The organism is Streptomyces sp. M92 (assembly GCF_028473745.1).
GTDB lineage: Bacteria > Actinomycetota > Actinomycetes > Streptomycetales > Streptomycetaceae > Streptomyces.
In genome coordinates this window covers 2,450,514-2,477,152 of the sequence record NZ_CP101137.1, presented here as the reverse complement: position 1 = coordinate 2,477,152, position 26,639 = coordinate 2,450,514, and the positions used below count along the sequence as shown (strand labels likewise).

Genomic DNA, 26,639 nt, shown 5'->3' with positions numbered 1-26,639 from the left:
CACGACGGTTCCCCCCTGGCGATTCGGCTCTGTGCTTGATCAGTCCCTGGACGTGCGGTTCGGTCTGGTGTGGTGCGCGGGCTGTGTCATGTCCGTCGTCAGGGCGGGGCGGCGGAGCGACAGGAGCACGACGGCGAGGACGAGCAGCAGCAGGAGGGGCGGCGTGAGGGGCGCGAGCTCGGCGCGCCAGACCCAGCCCCCCACCGCGGCGAGATAGAGAACCCCCCAGCGCCCCTGCCACGGCAGCCGGTCGCCCGCCTTCGCGAGGAGCAGCCACAGCGGTACGAGACACAGCAACTGCAGGACGAGCGGCGCCCAGCGCAGCAGCGGGGCGGGCCCGTCGAGCCCCGCCGCTTCCGCCAGAAAACCGGCCGTCTCGGTATAGAACGTCCCACCGACCGTCTCCGGTTCCCGGCCGAGGGCCACGGGTGCCGCGTGCAGGGTGAGCACGGCGGCACCCAGCGCGGCGCCGGGCAGCCGCGGGTCGGTCGCCAAACACAACGTCACGGACGCCACGAACACCACGAGCAGCACGGCTCCGGCGACGAGTGCCGACAGGGGCAGTTCCCGCAGCAGCTCCCGGCCCGTGAGCTCGGCCTCGGTCACGCCGGCGCCCAGCCACGGCAGTTCGCGCGACGCGACCAGGAGGACGACTGTTGCGATGCCGAGCAACAGCCAGAGGGCCGGACGCAGGAGCCGCTCCGGGACGGCCCCGATCCCGTCGTCGCGTGCCGCCCCGTCGTCGGGGAAGTCGTCGAGCGCGTGCTCACCTTCAGGCTTGGTCTCCGTGTCCGGACAGGGCCCCGACCCGGTCTCGGGCACAGGCCCGGAGTCGGTCTCGGACTCGGAGTCGGACTCGGACTCGGGCCGGGGGTCGGCGTCCGGCTCGGCCCCGGGCTCCGCGTCGGCGTCCCGCGGCCGCCGGACGATCACCGCGAGGGTGTCCGCCTCCAGTGCCTCGCGTTCGTACCCGGGACGCCCTATGAACAGGGCGACCGTGTCCTCCCGCACCGCGTCTTCGCTCTGCCCGTGCTCGTACGCCGCCCGCCGGGCCCAGTTGGTGCCGTACCCCGCGGTGGCGTTCAGCCTGGCCCAGCGGGTGCCGTAGGCCGTACCGGAGCCCGGCTCGCGGCCGGTCCGCGTCGCGGTGCCGGCGGGGAGGGCGCCCGGCCCCCCGTTCCCTGCGGGGCGATGCCCGCCCCCGTCGCCGCCCCGCAGGACGGCACGCAGTCCGGGCACGCAGCCGATGGCGACCACGGTCATGCCGCCCAGCACGGCCCACCCGGCGCCCGCGATCCCGGCCGGGGTGAACAGCATCGCCGCGCTGCCCAGCACCAGGACGCACATGGTGCCCTGCACGGCGGCCAGTGCGCCGGTGCGTCCCTGGACACGCAGTACGCCGATGTACAACTCGACCACGATGCGCGGCAGGGCCCCGATGGCGAGCAGCCGCAGCACCGTGGAGCCGTGCTCGGCGTAGCCGTCGTCGAAGGGCGTGAGGATCTGCGGGGCGAAGGCGACCAGGACGAGGACGACCGGCACCAGCAGCAGCGTCATGCGGCGCAGCGCTCCGCGAACGCCGTCGGCGAGGCGGCGCGGGTCGTGGGAGGCGTGCGCGGTGAGAGAGGAGGCCATGTTGATGGCCATGAACTCCATCGTGCCGCCGACGGTGTAGGCCACGTAGAAGTAGCCGTTCTCCGCGGCGCTGAAGTTGACCGCGACCATCACCGGCAGCAGGTTGATCATCGCCAGGCTGAACAGCGCGCCCAGCGAGTCCCCGGCCAGGAACCGCCCCATCTCGCGGACCTTGGGCGGCTCCACGTCGTGGTCGGCGGCGGCCTGGCGCGGGATGAGCCGGCGGAAGATCAGCCAGCCGAGCGGCAGGGTGGAGAACGCGATGGCCACGGCCCAGGACACGAAGATGCCGAGCACCGGCAACGCGGTGGCGAAGACGGCAAGCAGGACGAGCTTCCCGACCGAGAACACGGCGTTGCCGGCGGGCACCCACTCCGCCTTGCGCAGCCCGGTCAGCACACCGTCCTGGAGGGTGAGCAGTGCCCAGGCCACGCACGCCGCGACGAACAGGGCCCCCGTCTCCACGGTGCCCAGCGGGGCGTAGGAGGCGCCCCACAGGTCGAGGGTGAGCAGGAAGACGACCGCCGCCAGGGCGACGACCACCGAACTGGCCGCGTACGCCCGCCACACCAGCGGTCCGGTCGCACGGCCGGCCCGTGGCACGAAACGGACGACGGCGCCGATCATCGTGGTCGCCGTGATGCTGGCGAGCAGCCGCATCGCGGCGATCGCGGCGGAGCCCTGTCCGACCGCCTCCTCCGAGTAGTAGCGGGCGGCCACGAGCCAGAAGCCGAGGCCGAGCACGGCGGAGACGCCGGTGCTGAGCATGAGGAAATAGGCGTTCTTGAAGAGCGAGTCGCCGCCGCGTCCGCGCCCGGCCGGCGTCGGGCCGCCGCCCGCGGGCGCCGCGGCCGTCTCGTGGACCTGCGTCTCAGTCACCGGTCGGAACCAGCCCTTCCGGCGCCTCGGCGGGCCTCACCCCGGACTCCTCCAGCGCCGCGACCACCGACGCGGCCCGCAGCGGGTCCACCGGCAGCGCGTGCCGCGCGAACCAGCGCGCACCCTCGGGCGACGGGGACGGGTCGGTGAAGGCCGCGCCCGCGTAGTCGTCCAGCGGCGGGTCGTAGAGGTAGCCGACGACGATGCCGCGCCGGGCCAGCGCACGTACCGCCGCGTCCCGGTCCGCCACGAGCAGCGGCACCCGGAACAGCGGCTGGGCCGGAGGCCGCTCTCTGCCGACCGCGAGTTGCCCCCACCGGGTCGACAGCAGCAGTTCCGTACCCGCCCGGCAGTCCGCGAGGACGTCGTCCAGCCGGTCGAACCTGCGCCCGACGCGCCCGAGCCGTAACCGGCCGGCCCGCAACCGGTAGTCGTGCATGTCCACGCGGACCCAGGAGTCGTGGGCGTCCAGGTCGGGGGCCGAGGCGACCGCGCGGCCCAGCTCCTCCGGACGCAGCGGCATCCGGATCTCCTCGCGCTCCATCAGGCCCAGCATCCGCATCGTGGCCCAGGCGGCTCGCCGCAACCGCAGTCCGCGCACGGCGGCCTCCGCGTACGGCCTTACGGCGTAGGCGAGTTCGGCCGTGGTGCGGCGCGGCAGCAGCAGATCGTCGCAGGCCTTCTCCAGCGCCTCCCGCAATCCCGGGTCGGCGAGCGCGAGGATGCCTCCGGCTTTGGCCCCGACGTGCTTGGACAGGCTGAAAACGGAGGCGTCGCCCCAGGAGCCGACCGGCCGGCCGCCCACCTCGCTGCCGATGGCGTGCGCGGCGTCCTCGAACAGCGGGATGCCGAGCGCGTCGCAGCGGGCCCGCAGACCGGGGGCCGGGTCCGGGTTCCCGTACAGGTTCGTCGTCAGTACTGCGGACAGGGAACCCCACACGTCCTCGGGCACGGCATCGATGTCGATGGACGCGTCGGACGGCTTCAACGGCGCCTGCACCGGCCGGAGCCCGGCCGCGAGCACGACGAAGAAGATGACGTCGTCGTTGACCGGTGACATCAGCACCCGGCCGCCCGGCGGGCACCAGTGACGCAGTGCCGCGTACAGCCCGAAACGGCACGACGGTACGTACACGCATTCCCGGCCGAGCCGGCCGCGCATGGTTGCTTCCAGCCGCTTCCTCGGCTGCGAACCATCCCGCACCGAACCCGGACCGGCCTCCCCAATGGCCATCCGCCCCCCTGGTGTGCCATTGAAGGCCCCCTCCCCGAGGCCTTCCAGCACCTGCCCAGAGTCGCCCCGTTCGCACCGCTCCGTCAAGATTGCGTACCGGCCTGTGGACAACTTCCCGCACTCAAACGGAAGCGGAGCGCAACATCTCCCCGCGTTCCCGCAGGCGCGCGCCGACGGCCGAGGCACCGCCCCACCGGCCTCTCCCCTCGCCTCACGCATCGGCCGCCGGACCACTCCCCGCACGTCAGCACACCTGCGCGCGCTCTCCTCGCCACGCACCGCCGCCTCCCGATGCACTGCCCAACACCGGTACGACACCCGTAACGTGTGGCCCGGCCCACGAACCACGTGGCGCACCCGGCGCACACGGCGCACATGGCGAGCACGAAAGCGAGGCAGCACCCGATGCCCCCCTTCGATGTCCCCGAGGGCGACCCCTTCGGCCCGCACAACCTCCCGTACGGCGTGTTCTCGATCCCCGGCGCCCAGGACCGGACGGTGGGCGTCCGGCTCGGCGACCATGTCCTCGATGTCGGCGCGGCGGCCCACGCGCTCGGCTCGCCGTACGCCTCCCTGCTCGCGCGGCCCACCCTCAACCCGCTGCTGGCGGCCGGCCGCACCGCCTGGTCCGACGTGCGGCGCGCCCTGACCGCCTGGGTGACGGTCCCCTCCCACCGCGAGACCCTGGAGCCTCTCTTCCATCACCTCTCGTCGGTGACCCTCCACCTGCCCTTCGAGGTCGCGGACTACGTCGACTTCTACGCCTCCGAGAACCACGCCCGGAACGTCGGCCAGATCTTCCGTCCCGACGCCGCCGACTCCCTCACCCCCAACTGGAAACACCTTCCCATCGGCTACCACGGCCGTTCCGGCACGGTCGTCGTGTCCGGCACGGACGTCGTACGCCCGTGCGGGCAGCGCAAGGCCCCTACCGACGCCGCTCCCGTCTTCGGCCCGTCCGTCCGCCTGGACATCGAGGCCGAGGTCGGCTTCGTGGTGGGTGTGCCGTCCGAGCCGGGCGCCCCGGTGCCGCTCGGCGACTTCCGCGAGCACGTCTTCGGGCTGTGCCTCCTCAACGACTGGTCCGCGCGGGACGTCCAGGCCTGGGAGTACGTGCCCCTCGGCCCCTTCCTCGGCAAGTCGTTCGCCACGTCGGTGTCGGCCTGGATCACGCCGCTGGACGCCCTGGAGGAGGCACGGGTGGCGCCGCCGGAGCGCACCCACGACCTGCTGCCCTACCTCGACGACACCGACCCGGAACTGGACGAGCCCGGAGGCTACGACCTGCGGATCACCGTCACGATCAACGGCCATGTCGTCTCCGAACCTCCCTTCTCCACCATGTACTGGACGGCCGCCCAGCAACTGGCCCACATGACCGTCAACGGCGCCTCCCTGCGCACCGGCGACCTCTACGGCTCCGGCACGGTGAGCGGTCCCACCGAGCGGGAACGCGGCTCCCTGCTGGAGCTGACCTGGAACGGCCGCGACCCCCTGGAACTCCCCGACGGCAAACGGGCGTTCCTGGAGGACGGGGACGTGGTGACCCTGTCGGCCTGGGCACCCGGCCCGGACGGCGTCCGGGTGGGGCTGGGCGAGGTCACCGGCCGGATCACCGCACCGCGCACCGGTCGGTAGCCCACCCGCCACGCACGGCAGCCCCGCGAGGTCCCGCACCCGCGCAAGCGCCGACCCGTCGCACCGGCCCGGTATTCGCGCGGACGGCAGTCCACCGCAGGCCCCCGCACTCGCGGCGGACGACAGCTCGCCGCGAGCCCCGGCACTCGCGCGGGCGGCAGTCTCACCGCGCCGGCCCAGTGCTCACGCGGGCGCGCCGCGATGTGGTGCGGTGCGGTGCAGTTCGGTGTGCCGCGATGCGCCGGATCGGTTGCCCGCCGGGGCCTGACTCACACCGCCCGTCACCGTCATACTGGCGTCGGGCGGTGTGCGCGGCACGGCGTGTCCGCACCGTGACGGCAGCCTCCCACCGGGCCACCGGGGCCCGCCGAAGCCCCGGCACCGCCCACCGCCACCGCACCACAGCCAGAGCCGCCCTTCCGACCAGGATCCGGAGCCCGTGGCATGACCCTCTGCCTGCTCCTGCTGTTCGTCGTCGCCGTGACCGCCGCGGTACCGGTACCGCGCGCGCTGACCCGGTCCGCGTGGCCCGAACGCGACCCGGTCGTCGCTCTGTGGGTGTGGCAGTGCCTGGTCGCCACCGTCCTGCTGTGCTGCCTGACGGCACTCGTGCTCGGGGCCGCCGCCGTCTTCGGCACCGTCCGCGCCCAGCTCTTCGCGCCGGCGCCGCCCGCGGTGACCGCCGCCTACAACCTCTCCGCCGGCCCGCCCTGGGCCGCCGTCCTCATCCTGCTGCTGGCCGGCGGCGCCGCATGGACGACCGCCATGCTCGCCCGCGAACTCGCCGAGGCCCGACGGCGCCGTGCCCAGTCCCGCGCCCATCTGCGCGAGCGCGCCCCCGATCTGCCCGCCGGTCTTCCCGCCGCCCGTGGCCCCCTGCTGGTCCTGGAGGACGAGTACCCGGACGCCTGGTGGATGCCGGGCAGCCCGCCCCAGCTGATCGTCACCACCGGCGCCCTCCAGCGTCTCACCGACCACCAGCTCGACGCCGTCCTCACCCACGAGCGCGGCCACGCCCGCGCCCGCCACGACTGGCTGCTGCACCTGTCCACCGCACTGGCCACCGGCTTCCCCCGAGTCCCCCTCTTCGCCCACTTCTGCGACCAGACCCACCGCCTGGTCGAACTGGCCGCCGACGACACCGCCTCCCGCCGCTGCGGCCACCTGACCACGGCCCTGGCCCTGATCGAGCTGAACCAGCACCGGGGCGTCCTGTCCTGCGCCTCCAGCCACCGCCTCCTCGGCGAGCGGGTCGACCGCCTCCTCGAACCGCCGCCTCGACTGACGCCACGTCACCGGGCCCTGACCACGGCGACGGCCGCCCTCGTACCCCTGGTCCCCTTGCTGATCACCTTCGCTCCGGGGCTGACGGCGCTGGCGTAGGGACCGTCTCAACGGGCGCGAAATGAACCAGCGGCCGGTCGCCGCCGTCCGCCCCTATATCCAGTCGTCCGGCTCGGGCTCGGGCTCCATCTCCGGCCAGTCGTCCGCACCCGGGTCGGAACCGGCCGACGGACGGCCCGGGGCGGGCTCCGCCGCAGCGGCCGGCCCCTCCAGCTCGGCCAGCACGGCCAGCACACCCTCCCCGTACGTCGCCAGCTTCTTCTCACCCACCCCGGTGATGCCTCCGAGCTGCCCGATCGAGGTGGGCCAGGCGGTGGCGATCTCCCGGAGAGTGGCGTCATGGAAGATGACGTACGCCGGAACGCCCTGCTCCCGTGCCTGCTCCGCGCGCCAGGCGCGCAGCGCCTCGAAGGCGGGGAGCAGTTCCTGTGGCAGTTCGGCGGCGGCGGTCTTGGCCTTGCGGTCGCCACGCCCGCCGCCCGACGCCCGTGCCGAAGCCGGCTTCCTCGGCTCCTTGCGCAGCGGCACCTCCCGCTCCCGGCGCAGGACCGCCCCGCTGGCCTCGGTCAGCACCAGCGTGCCGTACTCGCCCTCGACGGCGAGCAGGCCCTGGGCCAGCAGCTGCCGGGCGACACCGCGCCACTCGCCCTCGGTCAGCTCCTCCCCGATGCCGAACACGGAGAGCTGATCGTGGTCGAACTGGATCACCTTGGCGGTGCGCTTGCCCAGCAGGATGTCGATGATCTGCCCCGCGCCGAACTTCTGCCCGCGCTCCCGCTTCAGCCGCACCACCGTCGACAGCACCTTCTGCGCCGCGACCGTGCCGTCCCAGGTCTCCGGCGGGGTGAGACAGGTGTCGCAGTTGCCGCAGCCGGCCGGGGCGGGCTCCTGCCCGAAGTAGGCGAGGAGCTGGCCGCGGCGGCACTGGGCGGTCTCGCACAGCGCGAGCATCGCGTCCAGGTGGGACTGCGCCCGGCGCCGGAACGCCTCGTCGCCCTCACCGGACTGGATCAGCTTGCGCTGCTGTATGACGTCGTTGAGCCCGTACGCCATCCAGGCCGTGGAAGGCAGGCCGTCCCGCCCCGCGCGGCCGGTCTCCTGGTAGTAGCCCTCGACCGACTTCGGGAGGTCGAGGTGGGCGACGAACCGGACGTCCGGCTTGTCGATACCCATGCCGAAGGCGATGGTCGCCACGACCACCAGGCCCTCCTCCCGCAGGAACCTCGACTGGTGCGCGGCGCGGGTGCCCGCGTCCAGACCCGCGTGGTACGGGACCGCCTCGACGCCGTTGCGGGAGAGGAACTCGGCGGTCTTCTCGACGGAGTTGCGCGAAAGGCAGTAGACGATGCCCGCGTCGCCCGGGTGCTCCTCACGCAGGAAGCTCAGGAGCTGCTTCTTGGGGTCGGTCTTCGGCACGACCCGGTACTGGATGTTGGGCCGGTCGAAACTGGCCACGAAATGTCGCGCCGTCGGCATGTTCAGCCGCTCGGTGATCTCGCGGTGCGTGGCGTGTGTGGCCGTCGCCGTGAGCGCGAGCCGGGGCACGTCCGGCCAGCGCTCACCGAGCAGGGACAGGGCCAGGTAGTCGGGCCGGAAGTCGTGGCCCCACTGCGAGACGCAGTGGGCCTCGTCGATCGCGAAGAGGGAGATCTTGCCCCGGGAGAGCAGGTCGAGGGTGCCCTCCAGCCGCAGCCGCTCGGGCGCCAGGTACAGCAGGTCCAGCTCGCCGGCGAGGAACTCGGCCTCCACCACGCGCCGCTCGTCGAAGTCCTGCGTGGAGTTCATGAACCCGGCCCGCACACCGAGCGCCCGCAGCGCGTCCACCTGGTCCTGCATCAGCGCGATCAGTGGCGAGACCACGATGCCCGTGCCGGGCCGGACCAGGGACGGAATCTGGTAGCAGAGCGACTTGCCGCCGCCGGTCGGCATGAGCACGACGGCGTCGCCGCCCGCGATCACATGGTCGACGACCGCTTCCTGCTCGCCCCGGAAGGCCTCGTACCCGAAGACCCGGTGCAGCGCGGCCAGCGCCTCACCGCCCAAGCCGGTCACCTGTGCTGTCTCTGCCATCTCGCCGATCATGCCCGTCCCGCCCATCGCCTGGTCCCCCGTACGTCCTGCCTGCCTGCCCGGGCCTTCTGCACCCGTCCTGTCCGTCTGGTCCGCCCTGTCCCGACCACTGCCTCAACGATAGGGGGCCGCGCCGACAGCCCCGGAGTTATCCACAGGCCGCATACCGTAGCGATCACCACCCGCGTCAAGGACACGACAGTCGTTCACACGTTCGCGGGAGACCCGCCCGTTTCCGGCGAATAGTCTGATTGCACCCGCGAGTAGTCTGATTGCACCCGCGAGACTCCGTCCCATGGGAGCACTGATGAGCGTCGCACCGAAGGCGTCCACGCGCGACTGGCCCGTCCCGCCGGAGGGCGGCTGGACCGCGGACGACCTGGACCGGCTTCCGAACCTGCCTCCGCACACGGAGCTGATCGACGGGAGCCTCGTCTTCGTGAGTCCGCAGACCCTCTTCCACTCACGCGCTGTCGACTTCTTCAACTGGCGGCTGCAGTCCCTCGCCCCGGCGGAGTTCGAGGTCATCCGCGAGTTCACCATCGACATCGACCGGCAGAACCGGCCCGAACCGGACGTCATCGTCGTGCGCGGCGACGTCGTCGACGACCCGGAGCAGACGCGCTATCCCGCCGAAGCCGTCACCCTGGCCATCGAGGTCGTCTCCGCCGAGTCCGTCTCCCGCGACCGCGAGACCAAACCCCTGAAGTACGCCCGTGCGGGCATCACCCACTACTGGCGCGTGGAGAACGAGAAGGGGCTCGCCGTCGTCCACGCCTTCGAGCTGGAGCCCGCCACCGGGGCATACGTCGCCGTCGGCATCTTCCGTGAGCGGATGAAGCTGAGCGCTCCCTTCCCGCTGGATCTGGACCTGACGGCCATCAAGGCGCGCCGCGGCGGCGAGTGACCCACGCGCACACGGCGGCGGCCCGGCCCCCCTGTGGGTTGCCGGGCCGCCGCCGTGTCCGAACCGGCGAGCGCCGCGTCAGCGCACGAACACCCCCGCCTGTCCCGCCAGGTCCAGGAAGTACTGCGGCGCCACACCGAGCACCACCGTGACCGCGACCCCGACTCCGATCGCCGTCATCGTCAGCGGTGACGGCACCGCGACGGTCGGGCCCTCCGGGCGCGGTTCGCTGAAGAACATCAGCACGATCACGCGGATGTAGAAGAACGCCGCGATCGCCGACGAGATCACGCCGATCACGACCAGCGGGGCCGCGCCGCCCTCCGCCGCCGCCTTGAAGACGGCGAACTTGCCGGAGAACCCGGAGGTCAGCGGGATGCCCGCGAAGGCCAGCAGGAACACCGCGAAAACGGCCGCCACCAGCGGTGACCTGCGCCCGAGTCCGGCCCACTTCGACAGGTGCGTCGCCTCACCGCCCGCGTCGCGCACCAGCGTCACGACCGCGAAGGCGCCGATCGTGACGAAGGAGTACGCGGCCAGGTAGAAGAGGACGGACGAGATGCCCTCCGGCGTGGTCGCGATGACACCGGCGAGGATGAAGCCCGCGTGCGCGATCGACGAGTACGCCAGCAGCCGCTTGATGTCGGTCTGCGTGATCGCGACGATCGCGCCGGCCAGCATGGTGACGATCGCCACGGCCCACATCACCGGCCGCCAGTCCCAGCGCAGGCCGGGCAGGACGACGTACAGGATGCGGAGCAGGGCGCCGAAGGCGGCCACCTTGGTCGCCGCCGCCATGAAGCCGGTCACCGGCGTCGGCGCGCCCTGGTACACGTCCGGCGTCCACATGTGGAACGGCACCGCGCCCACCTTGAACAGGAGGCCCATGACGATCAGCGCGGACCCGACGAGCAGCAGCGCGTCGTTGCCCATGGTGTCGGCGAGCGCCGGGGTGACGTTCTGCACGGTGCCGTCGACGACCGAGGCGATCGTGCCGTACGACATGGAGCCCGCGTAGCCGTAGAGCAGCGCGATGCCGAACAGGGTGAAGGCCGAGGCGAACGCGCCGAGCAGGAAGTACTTGACCGCTGCCTCCTGCGACATGAGCCGCTTGCGGCGGGCCAGCGCGCACAGCAGGTACAGCGGGAGGGAGAAGACCTCCAGGGCCACGAAGAGCGTCAGGAGGTCGTTGGCCGCCGGGAAGATCAGCATGCCGGCGACGGCGAAGAGGAGGAGCGGGAAGACCTCCGTCGTGGTGAAGCCGGCCTTGACCGCCTTCTGCTCGCTCTCGCTGCCCGGCACGGCCGCGGCCTGCGCGGCGAAGGAGTCGACCCGGTTGCCGTGCGCCTGCGGATCGAGCCGCCGCTCGGCGAAGGTGAACAGGCCGACCAGCGCCGCCAGCAGGATCGTGCCCTGCAGGAACAGGGCAGGGCCGTCGACGGCGATGGCTCCCATCGCCGCGATGCCCGCCTTGGTCGTGCCGTATCCGCCCGCCGCGAGCGCGACGACCGCGGCGAAGGCGGCGACGAGCGCGACGACGGACAGGAACATCTGCACGTAGTAGCGGGACTTGCGGGGCACGAAGGCCTCGATCAGGATGCCGATGATCGCCGCGCCGAGGATGATCAGGGTGGGCGACAACTGCCCGTACTCGATCTTCGGCGCGTCGATCTTGCCGATCGGGTCGGCCGCCGTCGTCACCGTTGTCCACAGGCTGTGGACGGCTGTTGCGCTCACTTGGCCGCCTCCACCTCAGGCTGGGGGTCCTTCTTCTGTACGTCGGACATGGTCTGCTCCACCGCCGGGTTGACGATGTCCGTGAGGGGCTTGGGGAAGACGCCCAGGAAGATCAGCAGCGCCACCAGCGGCGCCACGACCACCAGCTCCCGCACCCGCAGGTCGGGCATCGCCGACACCTCCGGCTTCACCGGGCCCGTCATCGTCCGCTGGTAGAGGACGAGGGTGTAGAGCGCGGCGAGCACGATGCCGAAGGTGGCGATGATGCCGATGACCGGGTAGCGGGTGAAGGTGCCGACCAGGACCAGGAACTCACTGATGAACGGCGCCAGCCCCGGCAGGGACAGGGTCGCCAGTCCGCCGATCAGGAAGGTGCCGGCGAGCACCGGGGCGACCTTCTGCACTCCCCCGTAGTCGGCGATGAGCCGCGAGCCGCGCCGCGAGATCAGGAATCCGGCGATCAGCATCAGGACGGCGGTGGAGATGCCGTGGTTGACCATGTAGAGCGTCGCGCCGGACTGGCCCTGGCTGGTCATCGCGAAGATGCCCATGATGATGAAGCCGAAGTGCGAGATCGACGCGTAGGCGATCAGCCGCTTGATGTCGCGCTGGCCGACCGCGAGCAACGCTCCGTAGATGATGCTGATGACGGCCAGTACGAGGATCACCGGCGTCGCCCACTTGCTGGCCTCCGGGAAGAGCTGGAGGCAGAAGCGGAGCATCGCGAAGGTGCCCACCTTGTCGACGACCGCCGTGATGAGCACGGCGACCGGCGCGGTCGACTCCTGCATGGCGTTGGGCAGCCAGGTGTGCAGCGGCCACAGCGGCGCCTTCACCGCGAAGGCGAAGAAGAAACCGAGGAAGAGCCAGCGCTCGGTGCTGGTCGCCATCTCCAGCTCGCCGTTGGCCCTGGCCTGGGCGATCTCGGTGAGGGAGAAGTTCCCGGCGACCACGTAGAGGCCGATCACCGCGGCCAGCATGATCAGACCGCCGGCCAGGTTGTAGAGGAGGAACTTCACCGCCGCGTACGACCGCTGGGTCGCCGCCGTCTTCTCGCCGTGCTGGTGGGCACGGTCCCCGAAGCCGCCGATGAGGAAGTACATCGGGATGAGCATGGCTTCGAAGAAGATGTAGAAGAGGAAGACGTCGGTGGCCTCGAAGGAGAGGATCACCATCGCCTCGACCAGCAGGATCAGGGCGAAGAAGCCCTGGGTCGGCCGCCACCGGCTGCTGCCGGTCTCCAGCGGGTCGGCGTCGTGCCAGCCCGCCAGGACGATGAACGGGATCAGCAGGGCGGTCAGCGCGATCAGCGCCACGGCGATGCCGTCCACTCCCAGTTCGTACCGGACTCCGAAGTCCGCGATCCAGGAGTGCGACTCGGTCAGCTGGTAGCGGTCGCCGCCGGGGTCGAAGCGGACCAGTACCGCGACCGCCAGGGCGAGGGTCGCCAGCGAGAACAGCAGCGCGAGCCACTTGGCCGCGGTGCGTTTCGCGGCCGGCACCGCGGCGGTGGCGATGGCCCCGACGGCCGGGAGCGCCGCCGTGACTGTCAGCAGGGGAAAGGACATCGGTATCAGACCGCCCTCATCAGCAGGGTCGCGGCGACGAGGACCGCCGCACCGCCGAACATCGAGACCGCGTAGCTGCGCGCGAACCCGTTCTGCAGCTTTCGCATCCGCCCGGACAGGCCGCCGACCGAGGCCGCCGTGCCGTTGACGACGCCGTCGACCAGGGTGTGGTCGACGTACACCAGGGAGCGCGTCAGGTGCTCTCCGCCGCGGACCAGTACCACGTGGTTGAAGTCGTCCTGGAGCAGGTCACGCCGGGCGGCCCGGGTGAGCAGCGATCCGCGCGGGGCGACGGACGGGACCGGGCGGCGGCCGTACTGCGCCCAGGCGACCGCGACGCCGATCACCATCACGGCGACCGTCGAGACGGTGACGGTCAGGGCGCTGATCGGCGCGTGGCCGTGGTCGTGCCCGGTGATGGGCTCGAGCCAGTGCACGAAGCGGTCGCCGACGCTGAAGAACGCGCCGCCGAACACCGAGCCGACGGCCAGCACGATCATCGGGATCGTCATGGTCCTCGGGGATTCGTGCGGGTGCGGCGGTGTGTACTCGCCGCGCGTCTCGGCGGCCGGCTCCACGTCCGGCTGGGCCGGCGACGGCGTCGGGGCGTTGCGCCAGCGCTCCTCGCCGAAGAACGTCATCAGCATCACGCGCGTCATGTAGTACGCCGTGATGGCGGCGCCCAGCAGGGCGCAGGCGCCGAGGATCCAGCCCTCGGTGCCGCCCTTGGCGAACGCCGCCTCGATGATCTTGTCCTTGGAGAAGAAGCCGGACAGGCCCGGGAAGCCGATGATGGCGAGGTAGCCGAGGCCGAAGGTGATGAAGGTGACCGGCATGTACTTGCGCAGCCCGCCGTAGCGACGCATGTCGACCTCGTCGTTCATGCCGTGCATGACCGAACCGGCGCCGAGGAACAGCCCGGCCTTGAAGAAGCCGTGCGTCACCAGGTGCATGATCGCGAAGACGTAGCCGATCGGGCCGAGACCGGCCGCCAGTACCATGTAGCCGATCTGCGACATGGTCGAGCCGGCCAGTGCCTTCTTGATGTCGTCCTTGGCGCAACCGACGATCGCACCGAACAGCAGCGTGACCGCGCCGACGATGGTGACGACGAGCTGCGCGTCGGGCGCGCCGTTGAAGATGGCTCCCGAGCGGACGATCAGGTACACGCCCGCCGTCACCATGGTCGCGGCGTGGATCAGGGCCGATACCGGGGTCGGGCCCTCCATCGCGTCCCCGAGCCAGGACTGCAGCGGAACCTGGGCGGACTTGCCGCAGGCCGCGAGCAGCAGCATGAGGGCGATGGCGGTGAGCTTGCCCTCACCGGCCTCGCCCGCGAGCCCGGCCTCCCCGTGGCCGCCGAGCACCGGCCCGAAGGCGAAGGTGCCGAACCACAGGAACATCAGCATGATCGCGATGGACAGGCCCATGTCGCCGACGCGGTTGACCAGGAAGGCCTTCTTCGCGGCGGTGGCGGCGCTGGGCTTGTGCTGCCAGAAGCCGATCAGCAGGTAGGAGGCGAGGCCGACGCCCTCCCAGCCGACGTACAGCAGCAGGTAGTTGTCGGCGAGCACGAGGATCAGCATCGCCGCGAGAAACAGGTTCAGATAGCCGAAGAAGCGGCGGCGGCGCTCGTCGTGCTCCATGTACCCGATCGAGTACAGGTGGATGAGCGAACCGACGCCGGTGATCAGCAGCACGAACGTCATCGACAGCTGGTCGAGCCGGAAGGCGACGTCGGCCTGGAAGCCCTCCACCGGGATCCAGCTGAACAGGTGCTGCGTCAGCGTGCGGTCCTCGGCGCCGGCGCCGAGCATGTCGGCGAAGAGGACGACGCCGATCACGAACGAGGCGGCCGCCAGCACCGTGCCGATCCAGTGGCCGACGGCGTCCAGCCGGCGTCCGCCGCACAGCAGGACCGCCGCTCCGAGCAAGGGCGCCGCCACCAGCAGCGCAATCAGGTTCTCCACGTTTCAGCCCCTTACAGCTTCATCAGGCTGGCGTCGTCGACCGAGGCCGAGTGGCGGGAACGGAACAGGGACACGATGATCGCGAGCCCGACCACGACCTCCGCGGCGGCGACGACCATCGTGAAGAAGGCGATGATCTGGCCGTCGAGGTTGCCGTGCATGCGGGAGAAGGCGACGAACGCGAGGTTGCAGGCGTTGAGCATCAGCTCCACGCACATGAACACCACGATCGCGTTGCGCCTGATCAGCACGCCGGTGGCACCGATCGTGAACAACAGGGCCGCGAGATAGAGGTAGTTCACGGGGTTCACTTCGACGCCTCCTCGGACCGCTTGAAGTTGGCCGGGTCGACCGCCGTTCGCTCCAGGCGCTCCTCGGCACGCTGCTCCAGTGCCTTGAGGTCGTTGAGCGCGTCCGCCGAGACGTCGCGGATCTGCCCCCGATCGCGCAGCGTCTTGCTGACGGTCAGCTCGGAGGGGGTGCCGTCGGGCAGCAGGCCCGCGATGTCGACCGCGTTGTGCCGGGCGTAGACGCCGGGTGCGGGCAGCGGCGGCAGGTACTTGCCCTCGCGGACGCGCTTCTCGGCCAGCTCCCGCTGGGTCGCGGCCCGCTCGGTGCGCTCGCGGTGGGTGAGCACCATGGCGCCGACCGCGGCCGTGATGAGCAGGGCGCCGGTGATCTCGAAGGCGAAGACGTACTTGGTGAAGATGAGGGACGCGAGTCCCTCCACGTTGCCGTTCGCGTTCGCCTGGCCGAGGCCGGTGAACTCGCTGACCGAGGCGTTGCCGATGCCGCCGATCAGCAGGATGCCGAAGCCGAGCCCGGAAAGCAGGGCCAGCCAGCGCTGGCCCTTGATGGTCTCCTTCAGGGAGTCCGCCGCGGTGACGCCTACGAGCATCACCACGAACAGGAACAGCATCATGATCGCGCCGGTGTAGACGATGATCTGCACCACGCCGAGGAAGTAGGCACCGTTGGCGAGGTAGAACACCGCCAGGACGATCATGGTTCCGGCGAGGCAGAGCGCGCTGTGCACTGCCTTCTTCATGAAGACGGTGCACAGGGCGCCGATCACCGCGACGGTGCCGAGGATCCAGAACTGGACGGCCTCTCCGGTCGAGGTGCCGGCGGAGAGAGTCGCCGCGGCGGCGAGCTGCGCGCTCATCGGCGGATCACCTCCTCCGAGGCCGGCTCGGTCCCGCCGAACGTCGAGTCGCCCTCCTGGACGACCTCGCCCTTGGAGTGCGCGACCTGCTGGACGGTGCCGGGCGCGGCCTCGGTCACCAGGCCCCGGTAGTAGTCCTGCTCGTCCGTGCCCGGATAGATGGCGTGAGGCGAGTCGACCATGCCCTCCTCCAGACCGGCGAGGAGCTGGTCCTTGGTGAAGATGAGGTTGGCGCGACTGGAGTCGGCCAGTTCGAAGTCGTTGGTCATCGTCAGCGCACGCGTGGGGCACGCTTCGATGCACAGGCCGCACAGGATGCAGCGGGCGTAGTTGATCTGGTAGACGCGGCCGTACCGCTCGCCCGGCGAGTAGCGCTCCTCGTCGGTGTTGTCCGCGCCCTCCACGTAGATGGCGTCGGCGGGACACGCCCAGGCGCACAGCTCACAGCCGACGCACTTCTCCAGGCCGTCCGGATGGCGGTTGAGCTGGTGCCGTCCGTGGAAGCGCGGAGCGGTGGTCTTCTGCTGCTCCGGGTACTGCTCGGTCAGCCGCTTCTTGAACATGGCCTTGAAGGTCACGCCGAAGCCGGCCACGGGGTTCAGGAAACCGGGGTCGGTCTCCTTCGGTTCCTCAGCCATCGGACGCCTCCTTTCCATCCGTAGATCCACCCGCAGATCCACCCGTAGATCCGTCACTGTGAGTATCGGGCCCACCACTGACAATCAGCTCCCGCTCCCGGCGCGGACGGCGCCTGGGCACCGGCGGCAGCTCCTGCCCGGGCAGCGGCGGTACGGGGAACCCGCCGGCCATCGGGTCGAAGGCGGCCGGTTCCTCGGCCGGGGCCTCGGCCCGCTTGCCCTTGTCGCGGTACATGTCGACGACGAAGGACAGCACCAGCAGGACCAGGACTCCGCCGCCGATGTAGAGGGCGATGTCGGTGAACTCGTAGTTCTCGTTGCGCAGGGCCCGCACGGTCGCCACCAGCATCAGCCAGACCAGGGAGACCGGGATGAGGACCTTCCAGCCGAGCTTCATCAGCTGGTCGTAGCGGACGCGCGGGAGCGTCCCGCGCAGCCAGATGAAGAAGAACAGCAGCAGCTGCACCTTGACCACGAACCAGAGCAGCGGCCACCAACCGTGGTTGGCACCCTCCCAGAAGGTGCTGACCGGCCACGGTGCCCGCCAGCCGCCGAGGAAGAGCGTGGTGGCGACCGCCGAGACCGTCACCATGTTCACGTACTCGGCGAGCATGAACATCGCGAACTTGATCGACGAGTACTCGGTGTTGAAACCGCCCACCAGGTCGCCCTCGGACTCCGGCATGTCGAAGGGGGCCCGGTTGGTCTCGCCGACCATGGTGACGATGTAGAGGATGAAGGAGACCGGCAGCAGCACGATGTACCAGCGGTCGCCCTGCTGGGCGACGATCTCCGACGTCGACATCGACCCCGAGTAGAGGAAGACCGAGGCGAACGCGGCGCCCATCGCGATCTCGTAGGAGATCATCTGCGCGCAGGAGCGCAGGCCGCCGAGGAGCGGGTACGTCGATCCCGAGCTCCAACCCGCCAGCACCATGCCGTAGATGCCGATCGAGGCGACCGCGAGGATGTAGAGCAGCGCGATCGGCAGGTCGGTGAGCTGCATGGCGGTGCGCTGGCCGAAGATCGAGATCTCATTGCCGGCAGGCCCGAAGGGGATCACCGCGATCGCCATGAAGGCCGGGATGGCGGCGACGATCGGCGCGAGGACGTACACCACCTTGTCGGCGCGCTTGACGACGACGTCTTCCTTGAGCATCAGCTTGATGCCGTCGGCGAGCGACTGGAGCATGCCCCAGGGGCCGTGCCGGTTGGGGCCGATGCGCAGCTGCATCCAGGCGACGACCTTGCGCTCCCACACGATGGAGAACAGCACGGTCACCATCAGGAAGGCGAAGCAGAAGACCGCCTTGACGACGACCAGCCACCACGGGTCGGTGCCGAACATCGAGAGGTCTTCAGCGGCGAGGTACGGGCTCATGCCTCCACCTCCTTGGGGGCCTCGCCCGCGAGCGTGGCCGGACCGATGCGGACGAGGGTCCCGGGCAGCACCCCGGCGTCGGAGGCGACGCCGTTGCCGGCCGAGTTCAGCGGGAGCCAGACCACCCGGTCGGGCATCTCGGTGATCTGGAGCGGGAATTCGACGGCACCGGCGGGTCCGGTGACCGCCAGGAGGTCGCCGTCCTTGACGCCGGCCTCGGCGGCGGTGGCGGCGGACACGCGCGCGCGGGCGGCGTGCCGGGTGCCGGCCAGCGCCTCGTCGCCCTGCTGGAGCAGTCCTTGGTCGAGCAGCAGCCGGTGCCCGGCCAGTACCGCCTCGCCGGCGGCCGGCCGGGGCAGCGCGCCCGCGGTGTACAGCGGTTCGCCGGCCCGCGGCCCGTCCCAGGCACCGAGCCGGTCGATCTCCGCGCGGGTGGTGCGCAGGTCCGGCAGACCCAGGTGCACGTCCATGGCGTCGGCCAGCATCTGCAGGACGCGGGCGTCGGTGGGGGCGAGGCGGCGGGTCATCTGGTCGGGCTTGAGCGCGGCCTCGAAGATGCGCGCCCGGCCCTCCCAGTCGAGGAAGGTCCCGGCCTTCTCGGCGACCGCGGCGACCGGCAGGACGACGTCGGCCTTCTCGGTGACCTCGCTGGGCCGCAGCTCCAGGGAGACCACGAACCCGGCCTCCGCGAGTGCCGCACGCGCGCGTGCCGGATCGGGCAGGTCGGCGACCTCCACTCCCGCCACGAGCAGTGCCTGGAGCTCGCCCCGGGCGGCGGCCTCGACGATCTCACCGGTGTCGCGGCCGTAGCGGTGCGGGAGGTCGGCCAGGCCCCAGACCGCGGCGACCTCCTCACGCGCGCGCGGGTCGGTCGCCGGGCGTCCGCCCGGCAGCAGCGAGGGCAGCGCCCCCGCCTCGATGGCACCGCGCTCCCCGGCCCGGCGCGGGATCCACACCAGCCGCGCGCCGGTCGCGGAGGCGGTCCGTACCGCGGAGGTGAGGCCCCCGGCCACGGACGCCAGCCGCTCGCCCACGACGATCACGGCGCCCTCGGCGCGCAGTGCCTCGGCGGCCTGGGTGCCACCGTCCTCCAGGCCGACGCCGCTGGCGAGGGCGTCCAGCCACTCGGTCTCGGTGCCGGGAGCCGCCGGCAGCAGGGTGCCGCCGGCCTTCTCCAGGCCCCGCGTGGCGTGCGTGGCCAGCGAGAAGACCTTCTGCCCGTGCTTGCGCCAGGCCTTGCGCAGCCGCAGGAAGACGCCGGGCGCCTCCTCCTCGGACTCGAACCCGACCAGCAGGACGGCGGGCGCCTTCTCCAGCGCGGTGTACGTGACTCCCGTGCCGTCGAGGTCGCGGCCGCGCCCGGCGACCCGGGCGGCCAGGAAGTCGGCCTCCTCGGTGCTGTGCACGCGCGCGCGGAAGTCGATGTCGTTGGTGTCGAGCGCCACGCGCGCGAACTTGCTGTACGCGTAGGCGTCCTCCACGGTGAGCCGCCCGCCGGCCAGGACACCGGTCCGGCCCCTGGAGGCGAGCAGCCCCTGCGCGGCGATCTGCAGGGCCTCCGGCCAGGAGGCGGGCTCCAGCTCGCCCTCGGCGCCTCGCACCAGGGGCGTCGTCAGCCGGTCCCGCTGCTGCGCGTACCGGAAGCCGAAGCGGCCCTTGTCGCAGATCCACTCCTCGTTGACCTCGGGGTCGTTGGCCGCCAGGCGCCGCATGACCTTGCCGCGCCGGTGGTCGGTGCGGGTCGCGCAGCCGCCGGAGCAGTGCTCGCACACCGACGGCGAGGAGATCAGGTCGAAGGGGCGGGAGCGGAACCGGTACGCCGCCGAGGTGAGCGCGCCGACCGGGCAGATCTGGATGGTGTTGCCGGAGAAGTACGACTCGAAGGGGTCGCCCTCGCCGGTGCCGACCTGCTGGAGCGCACCCCGCTCGATCAGCTCGATCATCGGGTCGCCCGCGACCTGGTTGGAGAACCGGGTGCAGCGGGCGCACAGCACGCACCGCTCGCGGTCGAGCAGCACCTGCGTGGAGATCGGCACGGGCTTCTCGTACGTCCGCTTCTTTCCTTCGAAGCGGGAGTCCGCCTGGCCGTGCGACATCGCCTGGTTCTGCAGCGGGCACTCGCCGCCCTTGTCGCAGACCGGGCAGTCCAGCGGGTGGTTGATGAGCAGCAGCTCCATCACACCGTGCTGGGCCTTCTCCGCGACGGGCGAGGTCAGGTGGGTCTTCACCACCATGCCGTCGGTGCAGGTGATGGTGCAGGAGGCCATGGGCTTGCGCTGGCCCTCGACCTCGACGATGCACTGGCGGCATGCGCCGGCCGGGTCGAGGAGGGGGTGGTCGCAGAACCGGGGGATCTCGATGCCGAGCTGTTCGGCGGCCCGGATGACCAGGGTGCCCTTGGGCACGCTGATCTCGGCGCCGTCGATCGTCAGCGATACGAGGTCCTCCGGCGGGACCGCCGCCTCTCCCCCTCCCGAGGGAGCATTGGTGGTCACGGTCATGCGTTCACCTCCGTGCGGTCGGCCCAGGCCGTCGACTTGGCCGGGTCGAAGGGACAGCCGCGGCCCGTGATGTGCTGCTCGTACTCCTCGCGGAAGTACTTGAGCGAGGAGAAGATCGGCGAGGCGGCACCGTCGCCGAGGGCGCAGAAGGACTTGCCGTTGATGTTGTCGGCGATGTCGTTCAGCTTGTCGAGGTCGGACATCACGCCCTTGCCGGCCTCGATGTCGCGCAGCAGCTGGACGAGCCAGTACGTGCCCTCGCGGCAGGGCGTGCACTTGCCGCAGGACTCGTGGGCGTAGAACTCGGTCCAGCGGGTGACGGCCCGCACGACGCAGGTCGTCTCGTCGAAGCACTGGAGCGCCTTGGTGCCGAGCATGGATCCGGCGGCGCCCACTCCCTCGTAGTCGAGGGGGACGTCAAGGTGCTCGTCGGTGAACATCGGCGTCGAGGAGCCGCCCGGCGTCCAGAACTTCAGCCGGTGGCCCGGGCGCATGCCGCCGCTCATGTCGAGGAGCTGGCGCAGCGTGATGCCGAGCGGGGCCTCGTACTGGCCGGGACCCGCGACGTGGCCGCTGAGCGAGTAGAGCGTGAAGCCCGGGGACTTCTCGCTGCCCATCGACCTGAACCAGTCCTTGCCCTTGTTCAGGATCGCGGGAACCGACGCGATCGATTCGACGTTATTCACCACAGTCGGGCACGCGTAGAGGCCCGCGACGGCAGGGAAGGGGGGACGGAGCCGCGGTTGACCCCGGCGGCCTTCGAGCGAGTCGAGCAGTGCGGTCTCCTCACCGCAGATGTACGCGCCCGCGCCCGCGTGCACGGTGAGTTCGAGGTCGAGTCCGCTGCCCAGGATGTTCTCGCCGAGGAAGCCGGCCGCGTAGGCCTCGCGCACGGCCTCGTGCAACCGCCGCAGCACTGGGACGACTTCACCACGCAGATAGATGAAGGCATGCGAAGACCTGATGGCATAACACGCGATGACGATGCCCTCGATGAGGCTGTGCGGGTTCGCGAAGAGGAGCGGGATGTCCTTGCAGGTCCCCGGCTCCGATTCGTCGGCGTTGACAACTAGATAGTGAGGCTTGCCATCTCCCTGGGGAATGAACTGCCACTTCATCCCCGTCGGGAACCCCGCGCCGCCGCGTCCGCGCAGACCCGAGTCCTTGACGTACGCGATCAGGTCGTCCGGCGACATCGCCAGCGCCTTGCGGAGCCCCTCGTACCCCTCGTGCCTCCGGTAGACGTCCAGAGTCCAGGACTCGTCCTCGTCCCAGAAGGCCGACAGCACGGGTGCGAGCAGCTTCTCCGGACTGGTGCCCTTGATCTCGGCTGCCACGGTCATCACTCCCCCTCCTCGGCGGTAGGCCCTGCCGGGTGGGAAGGGTCGGATGCCGATGTGTCCTGCGGCGCGTCGTGCGAGCTCAGGTGTTCCGTCGGGGACGGGTCGTGCACGGCCCGGTCCTGCGGTGCGTCGTGCGGTCCGCCGTCCCGCGGGTGCACCACGCGTGCGGCGGACGCCTCGCCCTTGGCCAGCTTGAGCCCGGCCAGGGAGGCGGGACCCGCGCTGCCGCCGGCCGCGACGGCGCCGTCCCGCTCGTCGGGGAAGCCCGCCAGGATCCGGGCGGTCTCCTTGAAGGTGCACAGCGGCGCACCGCGCGTGGGCGTCACCGGCCGTCCCGCGCGCAGGTCGTCCACGAGGCGCCTGACGCTGGCCGGGGTCTGGTTGTCGAAGAACTCCCAGTTGACCATCACGACCGGCGCGAAGTCGCAAGCCGCGTTGCACTCGATGTGCTCCAGGGTGACCTTGCCGTCCCCGGTGGTCTCGCCGTTGCCGACGCCCAGGTGTTCCTGGAGGGACTCGAAGATCGCGTCGCCGCCCATCACCGCGCACAGCGTGTTGGTGCAGACGCCGACCTGGTAGTCCCCGCTCGGCCTGCGCCGGTACATGGTGTAGAAGGTGGCGACCGCGGTGACCTCGGCCGTGGTGAGGTCCAGCATGTCCGCGCAGAACTGCATCCCGGTGCGCGTGACGTGCCCCTCCTCGGACTGCACGAGGTGCAGCAGGGGCAGGAGGGCGGACCGGGAGTCCGGGTAGCGTGCGATGACCTCGCGCGCGTCGGTCTCCAGCCGGGCCCGGACGTCGTCCGGGTAGGCGGGCGCGGGCAGTTCCGGCATGCCCAGGCTGACGCCCCGCTCCGAAGAAGAGGTGGTCACCGGTCGACGCCTCCCATCACGGGGTCGAGGGACGCCACGGCGACGATGACGTCGGCGACCTGGCCGCCCTCGCACATCGCCGCCATGGCCTGCAGATTGGTGAAGGACGGGTCGCGGAAGTGGACCCGGAAGGGGCGGGTGCCGCCGTCGGAGACGACGTGCACCCCGAGCTCGCCCTTGGGCGATTCCACCGCCGTGTAGGTCTGGCCCGGCGGCACGCGGAAGCCCTCCGTGACCAGCTTGAAGTGGTGGATCAGAGCCTCCATGGAGGTGCCCATGATCTTCTTGATGTGGTCGAGGGAGTTGCCGAGTCCGTCCGGTCCCAGGGCGAGCTGGGCGGGCCAGGCGATCTTCTTGTCGGCGACCATGACCGGGCCGGGCTGGAGCCGGTCCAGGCACTGCTCGACGATCCGGAGCGACTGGCGCATCTCCTCCAGCCGGATCAGGAAGCGGCCGTAGGCGTCGCAGGTGTCGGCGGTCGGGACGTCGAAGTCGTACGTCTCGTAGCCGCAGTACGGCTGCGCCTTGCGCAGGTCGTGCGGCAGGCCGGTGGACCGGAGGACCGGGCCGGTGGCGCCGAGGGCCATGCAGCCGGCCAGGTCGAGATAGCCGACGTCCTGCATGCGGGCCTTGAAGATGGGGTTCCCGGTGGCGAGCTTGTCGTACTCCGGGAGGTTCTTCTTCATCTTCTTCACGAACTCGCGGATGTGGTCCACCGCGCCGGGCGGCAGGTCCTGGGCGAGTCCGCCCGGGCGGATGAACGCGTGGTTCATCCGCAGGCCGGTGATCAGCTCGTAGATGTCGAGAACGAGTTCACGATCACGGAAGCCGTAGATCATGATCGTGGTGGCGCCGAGTTCCATGCCGCCGGTGGCGATGCACACCAGGTGGGAGGAGAGCCGGTTCAGCTCCATCAGCAGGACCCGGATGATCGTGGCCCGGTCCGGGATCTCGTCCTCGATGCCGAGCAGCTTCTCGACGCCCAGACAGTACGCCGTCTCGTTGAAGAACGACGTCAGGTAGTCCATGCGCGTCACGAAGGTGGTGCCCTGGGTCCACGTCCGGTACTCGAGGTTCTTCTCGATGCCGGTGTGCAGGTAGCCGATGCCGCAGCGGGCTTCGGTGACCGTCTCGCCGTCGATCTCGAGGATCAGGCGGAGCACGCCGTGGGTGGAGGGGTGCTGCGGCCCCATGTTGACGACGATGCGCTCGTCGTCGGCGCGGGCCGCGGCCTGGACGACCTCGTCCCAGTCGCCGCCGGTGACCGTGTAGACGGTGCCCTCGGTGGTCTCGCGAGGGGAGGCGTGCGAAGTGCTCATGAGTACGACCTCCGCTGGTCCGGAGCCGGGATCTGGGCGCCCTTGTACTCGACGGGGATGCCGCCGAGGGGGTAGTCCTTGCGCTGCGGAAAGCCCTGCCAGTCGTCCGGCATCATGATCCGCGTCAGCGCCGGGTGGCCGTCGAAGACGATGCCGAAGAAGTCGTACGTCTCGCGCTCGTGCCAGTCGTTCGTCGGGTAGACCGCGAAGAGCGACGGGATGTGCGGATCGGCGTCGGGGGCGCTGACCTCCAGGCGGATCAGCCGGTTGTGGGTGATCGAGCGCAGGTGGTAGACGGCGTGCAGCTCGCGGCCCTTGTCGTTCGGGTAGTGGACGCCGCTGACGCCGGTGCACAGTTCGAAGCGCAGGGCCGGGTCGTCGCGCAGGGTGCGGGCGACGCGGACCAGGTGCTCGCGCTCGATGTGGAAGGTCAGCTCGTCGCGGTCGACGACCGTCTTCTCGATGGCGTTGTCGGGCAGGAGTCCCTGCTCCTCCAGCGCGCCCTCGAGTTCGTCGGCGACCTCGTCGAACCAGCCGCCGTAGGGCCGGCTCGCCGGCCCGGGGAGCCGGACGGAGCGGACCAGGCCGCCGTAGCCGGAGGTGTCGCCGCCGTTGTTGGCGCCGAACATGCCGCGCTGGACGCGGATCTCCTCGCCGCCCTGACCGCGCTGGCCGGGGAGGTTCTCGGCGGACAGGTCCTTCTCGGGGTTCACCCCGTTCGCGTCATCCGGGGTGTTGCTCTTGTCACCCTCGGTGTTGTTCGCGTCGCTCACCGCAGCAGCCCCTTCATCTCGATCGTGGGCAGGGCCTTGAGCGCCGCCTCCTCCGCCTCACGGGCCGCCTCCTCGGCGTTCACCCCGAGCTTGGAGGTCTGAATCTTCTGGTGGAGCTTGAGGATGGCGTCCATCAGCATCTCCGGCCGCGGCGGGCAGCCCGGGAGGTAGATGTCGACCGGGACGATGTGGTCGACGCCCTGGACGATCGCGTAGTTGTTGAACATGCCGCCCGAGGAGGCGCAGACCCCCATGGAGATCACCCATTTCGGGTTCGGCATCTGGTCGTAGACCTGCCGCAGCACCGGCGCCATCTTCTGGCTCACGCGGCCCGCGACGATCATCAGGTCCGCCTGCCGCGGCGAGCCGCGGAAGACCTCCATGCCGAAGCGCGCCAGGTCGTAGCGGCCGGCGCCGGTGGTCATCATCTCGATGGCACAGCAGGCGAGGCCGAACGTGGCGGGGAAGACGGACGACTTGCGTACCCAGCCCGCGGCCTGCTCGACGGTGGTCAGCAGGAAGCCGCTCGGCAGTTTTTCTTCGAGTCCCATGTCAAAGGCCCCTCAGTCCCATTCCAGGCCGCCGCGCCGCCATACGTACGCGTACGCGACGAAGACGGTGAGCACGAAGAGCAGCATCTCCACGAGCCCGAAAATCCCCAGGGCGTCGAAGGTGACGGCCCAGGGGTAGAGGAAGACGATCTCGATATCGAAGATGATGAAGAGCATCGCCGTCAGGTAGTACTTGATGGGGAAGCGCCCGCCGCCGGCCGGCGTGGGGGTCGGCTCGATTCCGCACTCGTAGGCCTCGAGCTTCGCCCGGTTGTACCGCTTCGGACCGATCAGCGTGGCCATCACCACGGAGAAGATCGCAAAGCCTGCCCCGAGGGCTCCCAGTACGAGGATGGGCGCATACGCGTTCACCGCTCCTCGCTCCTCTCAGTCGGCACTGACTGCTGGCGGTTGCATCGGACTCACAGCCGCCCCAACAGCCCCACGAGCCCCGCTCGTCCCGGCGAAGATCGCGAACATGTGAAGCAGGTCACAAGCCCAACTGCCTCGCATCCTATGCCCGACGCTCTGTGATCTGCGACACGGGGTATTGCACAAGCTTTGTGATCTCCACCACCTGACGAAGGATCATGAAGTCGGATGAGCAGTGATCTTCACACAAGAAGCGTTCAGGTGATCACCAGAGGTGACAATTTCGATCGTCACCGCTGACCAGAGGGGGTGCGCGGCGGGCGTCTCAATATCAAGAGGGTTCCCTTGCATGCAAACTGGCGCTGGACGCGATCACTTGATAGAGGGCGCGTTCACACGTCAGAGGGAGGGTCGGGGTGCGGTGTGGACACGTGCACGCGTTCACGAGCGCCCGACGGCGAACGCGGGAGCCGGCCACGCGCTGCGGACGCGACCGAAGGGGTAACCGTTCCGTGACCTGTGCCACATCCATGAGAGGCGTCTGAGAACCGGGCTTGGCCAACTGCCTCAACAAGTGGTAAGCGCGGGGCAATTCGGGCGTAACGATCAAAGACCGTGATCACAGGGCGGTTACGGACCGCCCGCAATGTCCGTTAGGGCGTCAATAAGGAGCGACACGCCCGGGATTCGGGGCCCGATTGAACAACTGTGGCGCAGCCCACGTTTCTTGAAGGTATGGAGG

At 70.4% G+C, this 26,639-nt stretch carries 20 protein-coding genes; 3 read left to right on the top strand and 17 right to left on the bottom strand.

The genetic code is table 11. The features are described from left to right. Window positions 1-39: 39 nt before the first annotated feature. Both M6G08_RS11280 and M6G08_RS11275 read right to left on the bottom strand, forming a co-directional pair. Window positions 40-2,514: a lipopolysaccharide biosynthesis protein gene (locus tag M6G08_RS11280; protein WP_272587031.1), complete on the bottom strand. Its 2,475-nt coding sequence runs from the start codon at window positions 2,512-2,514 to the stop codon at window positions 40-42. Beyond that, complete coding sequence (locus M6G08_RS11275; RefSeq protein WP_272591313.1) at window positions 2,507-3,676, bottom strand: DegT/DnrJ/EryC1/StrS family aminotransferase; 1,170 nt, start codon at window positions 3,674-3,676, stop codon at window positions 2,507-2,509. Before M6G08_RS11275 ends, M6G08_RS11280 begins: the two co-directional genes overlap by 8 nt. A gap of 477 nt (window positions 3,677-4,153) precedes the next feature. Between M6G08_RS11275 and fahA the strand changes: the two genes are divergently transcribed. Continuing rightward, the gene (gene fahA / locus M6G08_RS11270; RefSeq protein ID WP_272587030.1) at window positions 4,154-5,386 is read left to right on the top strand and encodes a fumarylacetoacetase; all 1,233 of its coding nucleotides are present in this window, start codon (window positions 4,154-4,156) and stop codon (window positions 5,384-5,386) included. 444 nt (window positions 5,387-5,830) lie between these two features. Next, window positions 5,831-6,769 (top strand): M56 family metallopeptidase, encoded by a 939-nt coding sequence (locus M6G08_RS11265; protein ID WP_272587029.1) that lies wholly within the window; start codon window positions 5,831-5,833, stop codon window positions 6,767-6,769. Between the two features lie 54 nt (window positions 6,770-6,823). Here M6G08_RS11265 and recQ read toward each other — a convergent pair whose 3' ends face one another. Then, entirely contained in the window at window positions 6,824-8,827 is a 2,004-nt protein-coding gene (gene recQ, locus M6G08_RS11260) for a DNA helicase RecQ (protein WP_272587028.1), read from the bottom strand. Between the two features lie 280 nt (window positions 8,828-9,107). Between recQ and M6G08_RS11255 the strand changes: the two genes are divergently transcribed. Continuing rightward, a complete protein-coding gene (locus M6G08_RS11255; protein ID WP_272587027.1) occupies window positions 9,108-9,707 on the top strand; it encodes a Uma2 family endonuclease in 600 nt (199 codons plus the stop codon). A gap of 78 nt (window positions 9,708-9,785) precedes the next feature. Here M6G08_RS11255 and nuoN read toward each other — a convergent pair whose 3' ends face one another. From nuoN to M6G08_RS11185, 14 genes are read right to left on the bottom strand one after another with little or no spacing between them, the layout of a single operon-like run. After that, window positions 9,786-11,444 carry an NADH-quinone oxidoreductase subunit NuoN gene (gene nuoN, locus M6G08_RS11250; RefSeq protein WP_272587026.1) on the bottom strand — a complete coding sequence of 553 codons (1,659 nt, stop codon included), beginning with the start codon at window positions 11,442-11,444 and terminating at the stop codon, window positions 9,786-9,788. Beyond that, entirely contained in the window at window positions 11,441-13,012 is a 1,572-nt protein-coding gene (locus tag M6G08_RS11245; protein ID WP_272587025.1) for an NADH-quinone oxidoreductase subunit M, read from the bottom strand. The genes nuoN and M6G08_RS11245 overlap by 4 nt, the downstream gene beginning before the upstream one ends. Window positions 13,013-13,017: 5 nt before the next feature. Continuing rightward, complete coding sequence (nuoL, locus tag M6G08_RS11240) at window positions 13,018-14,982, bottom strand: NADH-quinone oxidoreductase subunit L (RefSeq protein WP_272587024.1); 1,965 nt, start codon at window positions 14,980-14,982, stop codon at window positions 13,018-13,020. An 11-nt stretch (window positions 14,983-14,993) separates the two neighbouring features. Then, window positions 14,994-15,293, bottom strand: a complete 300-nt coding sequence (gene nuoK / locus M6G08_RS11235; RefSeq protein ID WP_004927567.1) for an NADH-quinone oxidoreductase subunit NuoK — start codon at window positions 15,291-15,293, stop codon at window positions 14,994-14,996. Next, window positions 15,290-16,147: an NADH-quinone oxidoreductase subunit J gene (locus M6G08_RS11230; protein ID WP_272587023.1), complete on the bottom strand. Its 858-nt coding sequence runs from the start codon at window positions 16,145-16,147 to the stop codon at window positions 15,290-15,292. Before M6G08_RS11230 ends, nuoK begins: the two co-directional genes overlap by 4 nt. Next, window positions 16,144-16,785, bottom strand: coding sequence for an NADH-quinone oxidoreductase subunit NuoI (nuoI, locus tag M6G08_RS11225; RefSeq protein ID WP_073725310.1), 642 nt, complete (start codon window positions 16,783-16,785; stop codon window positions 16,144-16,146). The genes M6G08_RS11230 and nuoI overlap by 4 nt, the downstream gene beginning before the upstream one ends. Beyond that, window positions 16,778-18,166 carry an NADH-quinone oxidoreductase subunit NuoH gene (nuoH, locus tag M6G08_RS11220; protein ID WP_272587022.1) on the bottom strand — a complete coding sequence of 463 codons (1,389 nt, stop codon included), beginning with the start codon at window positions 18,164-18,166 and terminating at the stop codon, window positions 16,778-16,780. Before nuoH ends, nuoI begins: the two co-directional genes overlap by 8 nt. After that, window positions 18,163-20,667, bottom strand: a complete 2,505-nt coding sequence (locus tag M6G08_RS11215) for an NADH-quinone oxidoreductase subunit G (protein WP_272587021.1) — start codon at window positions 20,665-20,667, stop codon at window positions 18,163-18,165. Before M6G08_RS11215 ends, nuoH begins: the two co-directional genes overlap by 4 nt. Continuing rightward, window positions 20,664-22,013, bottom strand: coding sequence for an NADH-quinone oxidoreductase subunit NuoF (nuoF, locus tag M6G08_RS11210; RefSeq protein WP_198941326.1), 1,350 nt, complete (start codon window positions 22,011-22,013; stop codon window positions 20,664-20,666). Before nuoF ends, M6G08_RS11215 begins: the two co-directional genes overlap by 4 nt. Beyond that, window positions 22,010-22,882, bottom strand: coding sequence for an NADH-quinone oxidoreductase subunit NuoE (nuoE, locus tag M6G08_RS11205; protein ID WP_272587020.1), 873 nt, complete (start codon window positions 22,880-22,882; stop codon window positions 22,010-22,012). The genes nuoF and nuoE overlap by 4 nt, the downstream gene beginning before the upstream one ends. Next, complete coding sequence (locus M6G08_RS11200) at window positions 22,879-24,201, bottom strand: NADH-quinone oxidoreductase subunit D (RefSeq protein WP_272587019.1); 1,323 nt, start codon at window positions 24,199-24,201, stop codon at window positions 22,879-22,881. Before M6G08_RS11200 ends, nuoE begins: the two co-directional genes overlap by 4 nt. Then, window positions 24,198-24,974: an NADH-quinone oxidoreductase subunit C gene (locus M6G08_RS11195; RefSeq protein WP_272587018.1), complete on the bottom strand. Its 777-nt coding sequence runs from the start codon at window positions 24,972-24,974 to the stop codon at window positions 24,198-24,200. Before M6G08_RS11195 ends, M6G08_RS11200 begins: the two co-directional genes overlap by 4 nt. After that, complete coding sequence (locus M6G08_RS11190; protein WP_010041554.1) at window positions 24,971-25,525, bottom strand: NuoB/complex I 20 kDa subunit family protein; 555 nt, start codon at window positions 25,523-25,525, stop codon at window positions 24,971-24,973. Before M6G08_RS11190 ends, M6G08_RS11195 begins: the two co-directional genes overlap by 4 nt. A gap of 12 nt (window positions 25,526-25,537) precedes the next feature. Continuing rightward, window positions 25,538-25,897 (bottom strand): NADH-quinone oxidoreductase subunit A, encoded by a 360-nt coding sequence (locus M6G08_RS11185; RefSeq protein WP_003974383.1) that lies wholly within the window; start codon window positions 25,895-25,897, stop codon window positions 25,538-25,540. Window positions 25,898-26,639 lie beyond the last annotated feature (742 nt).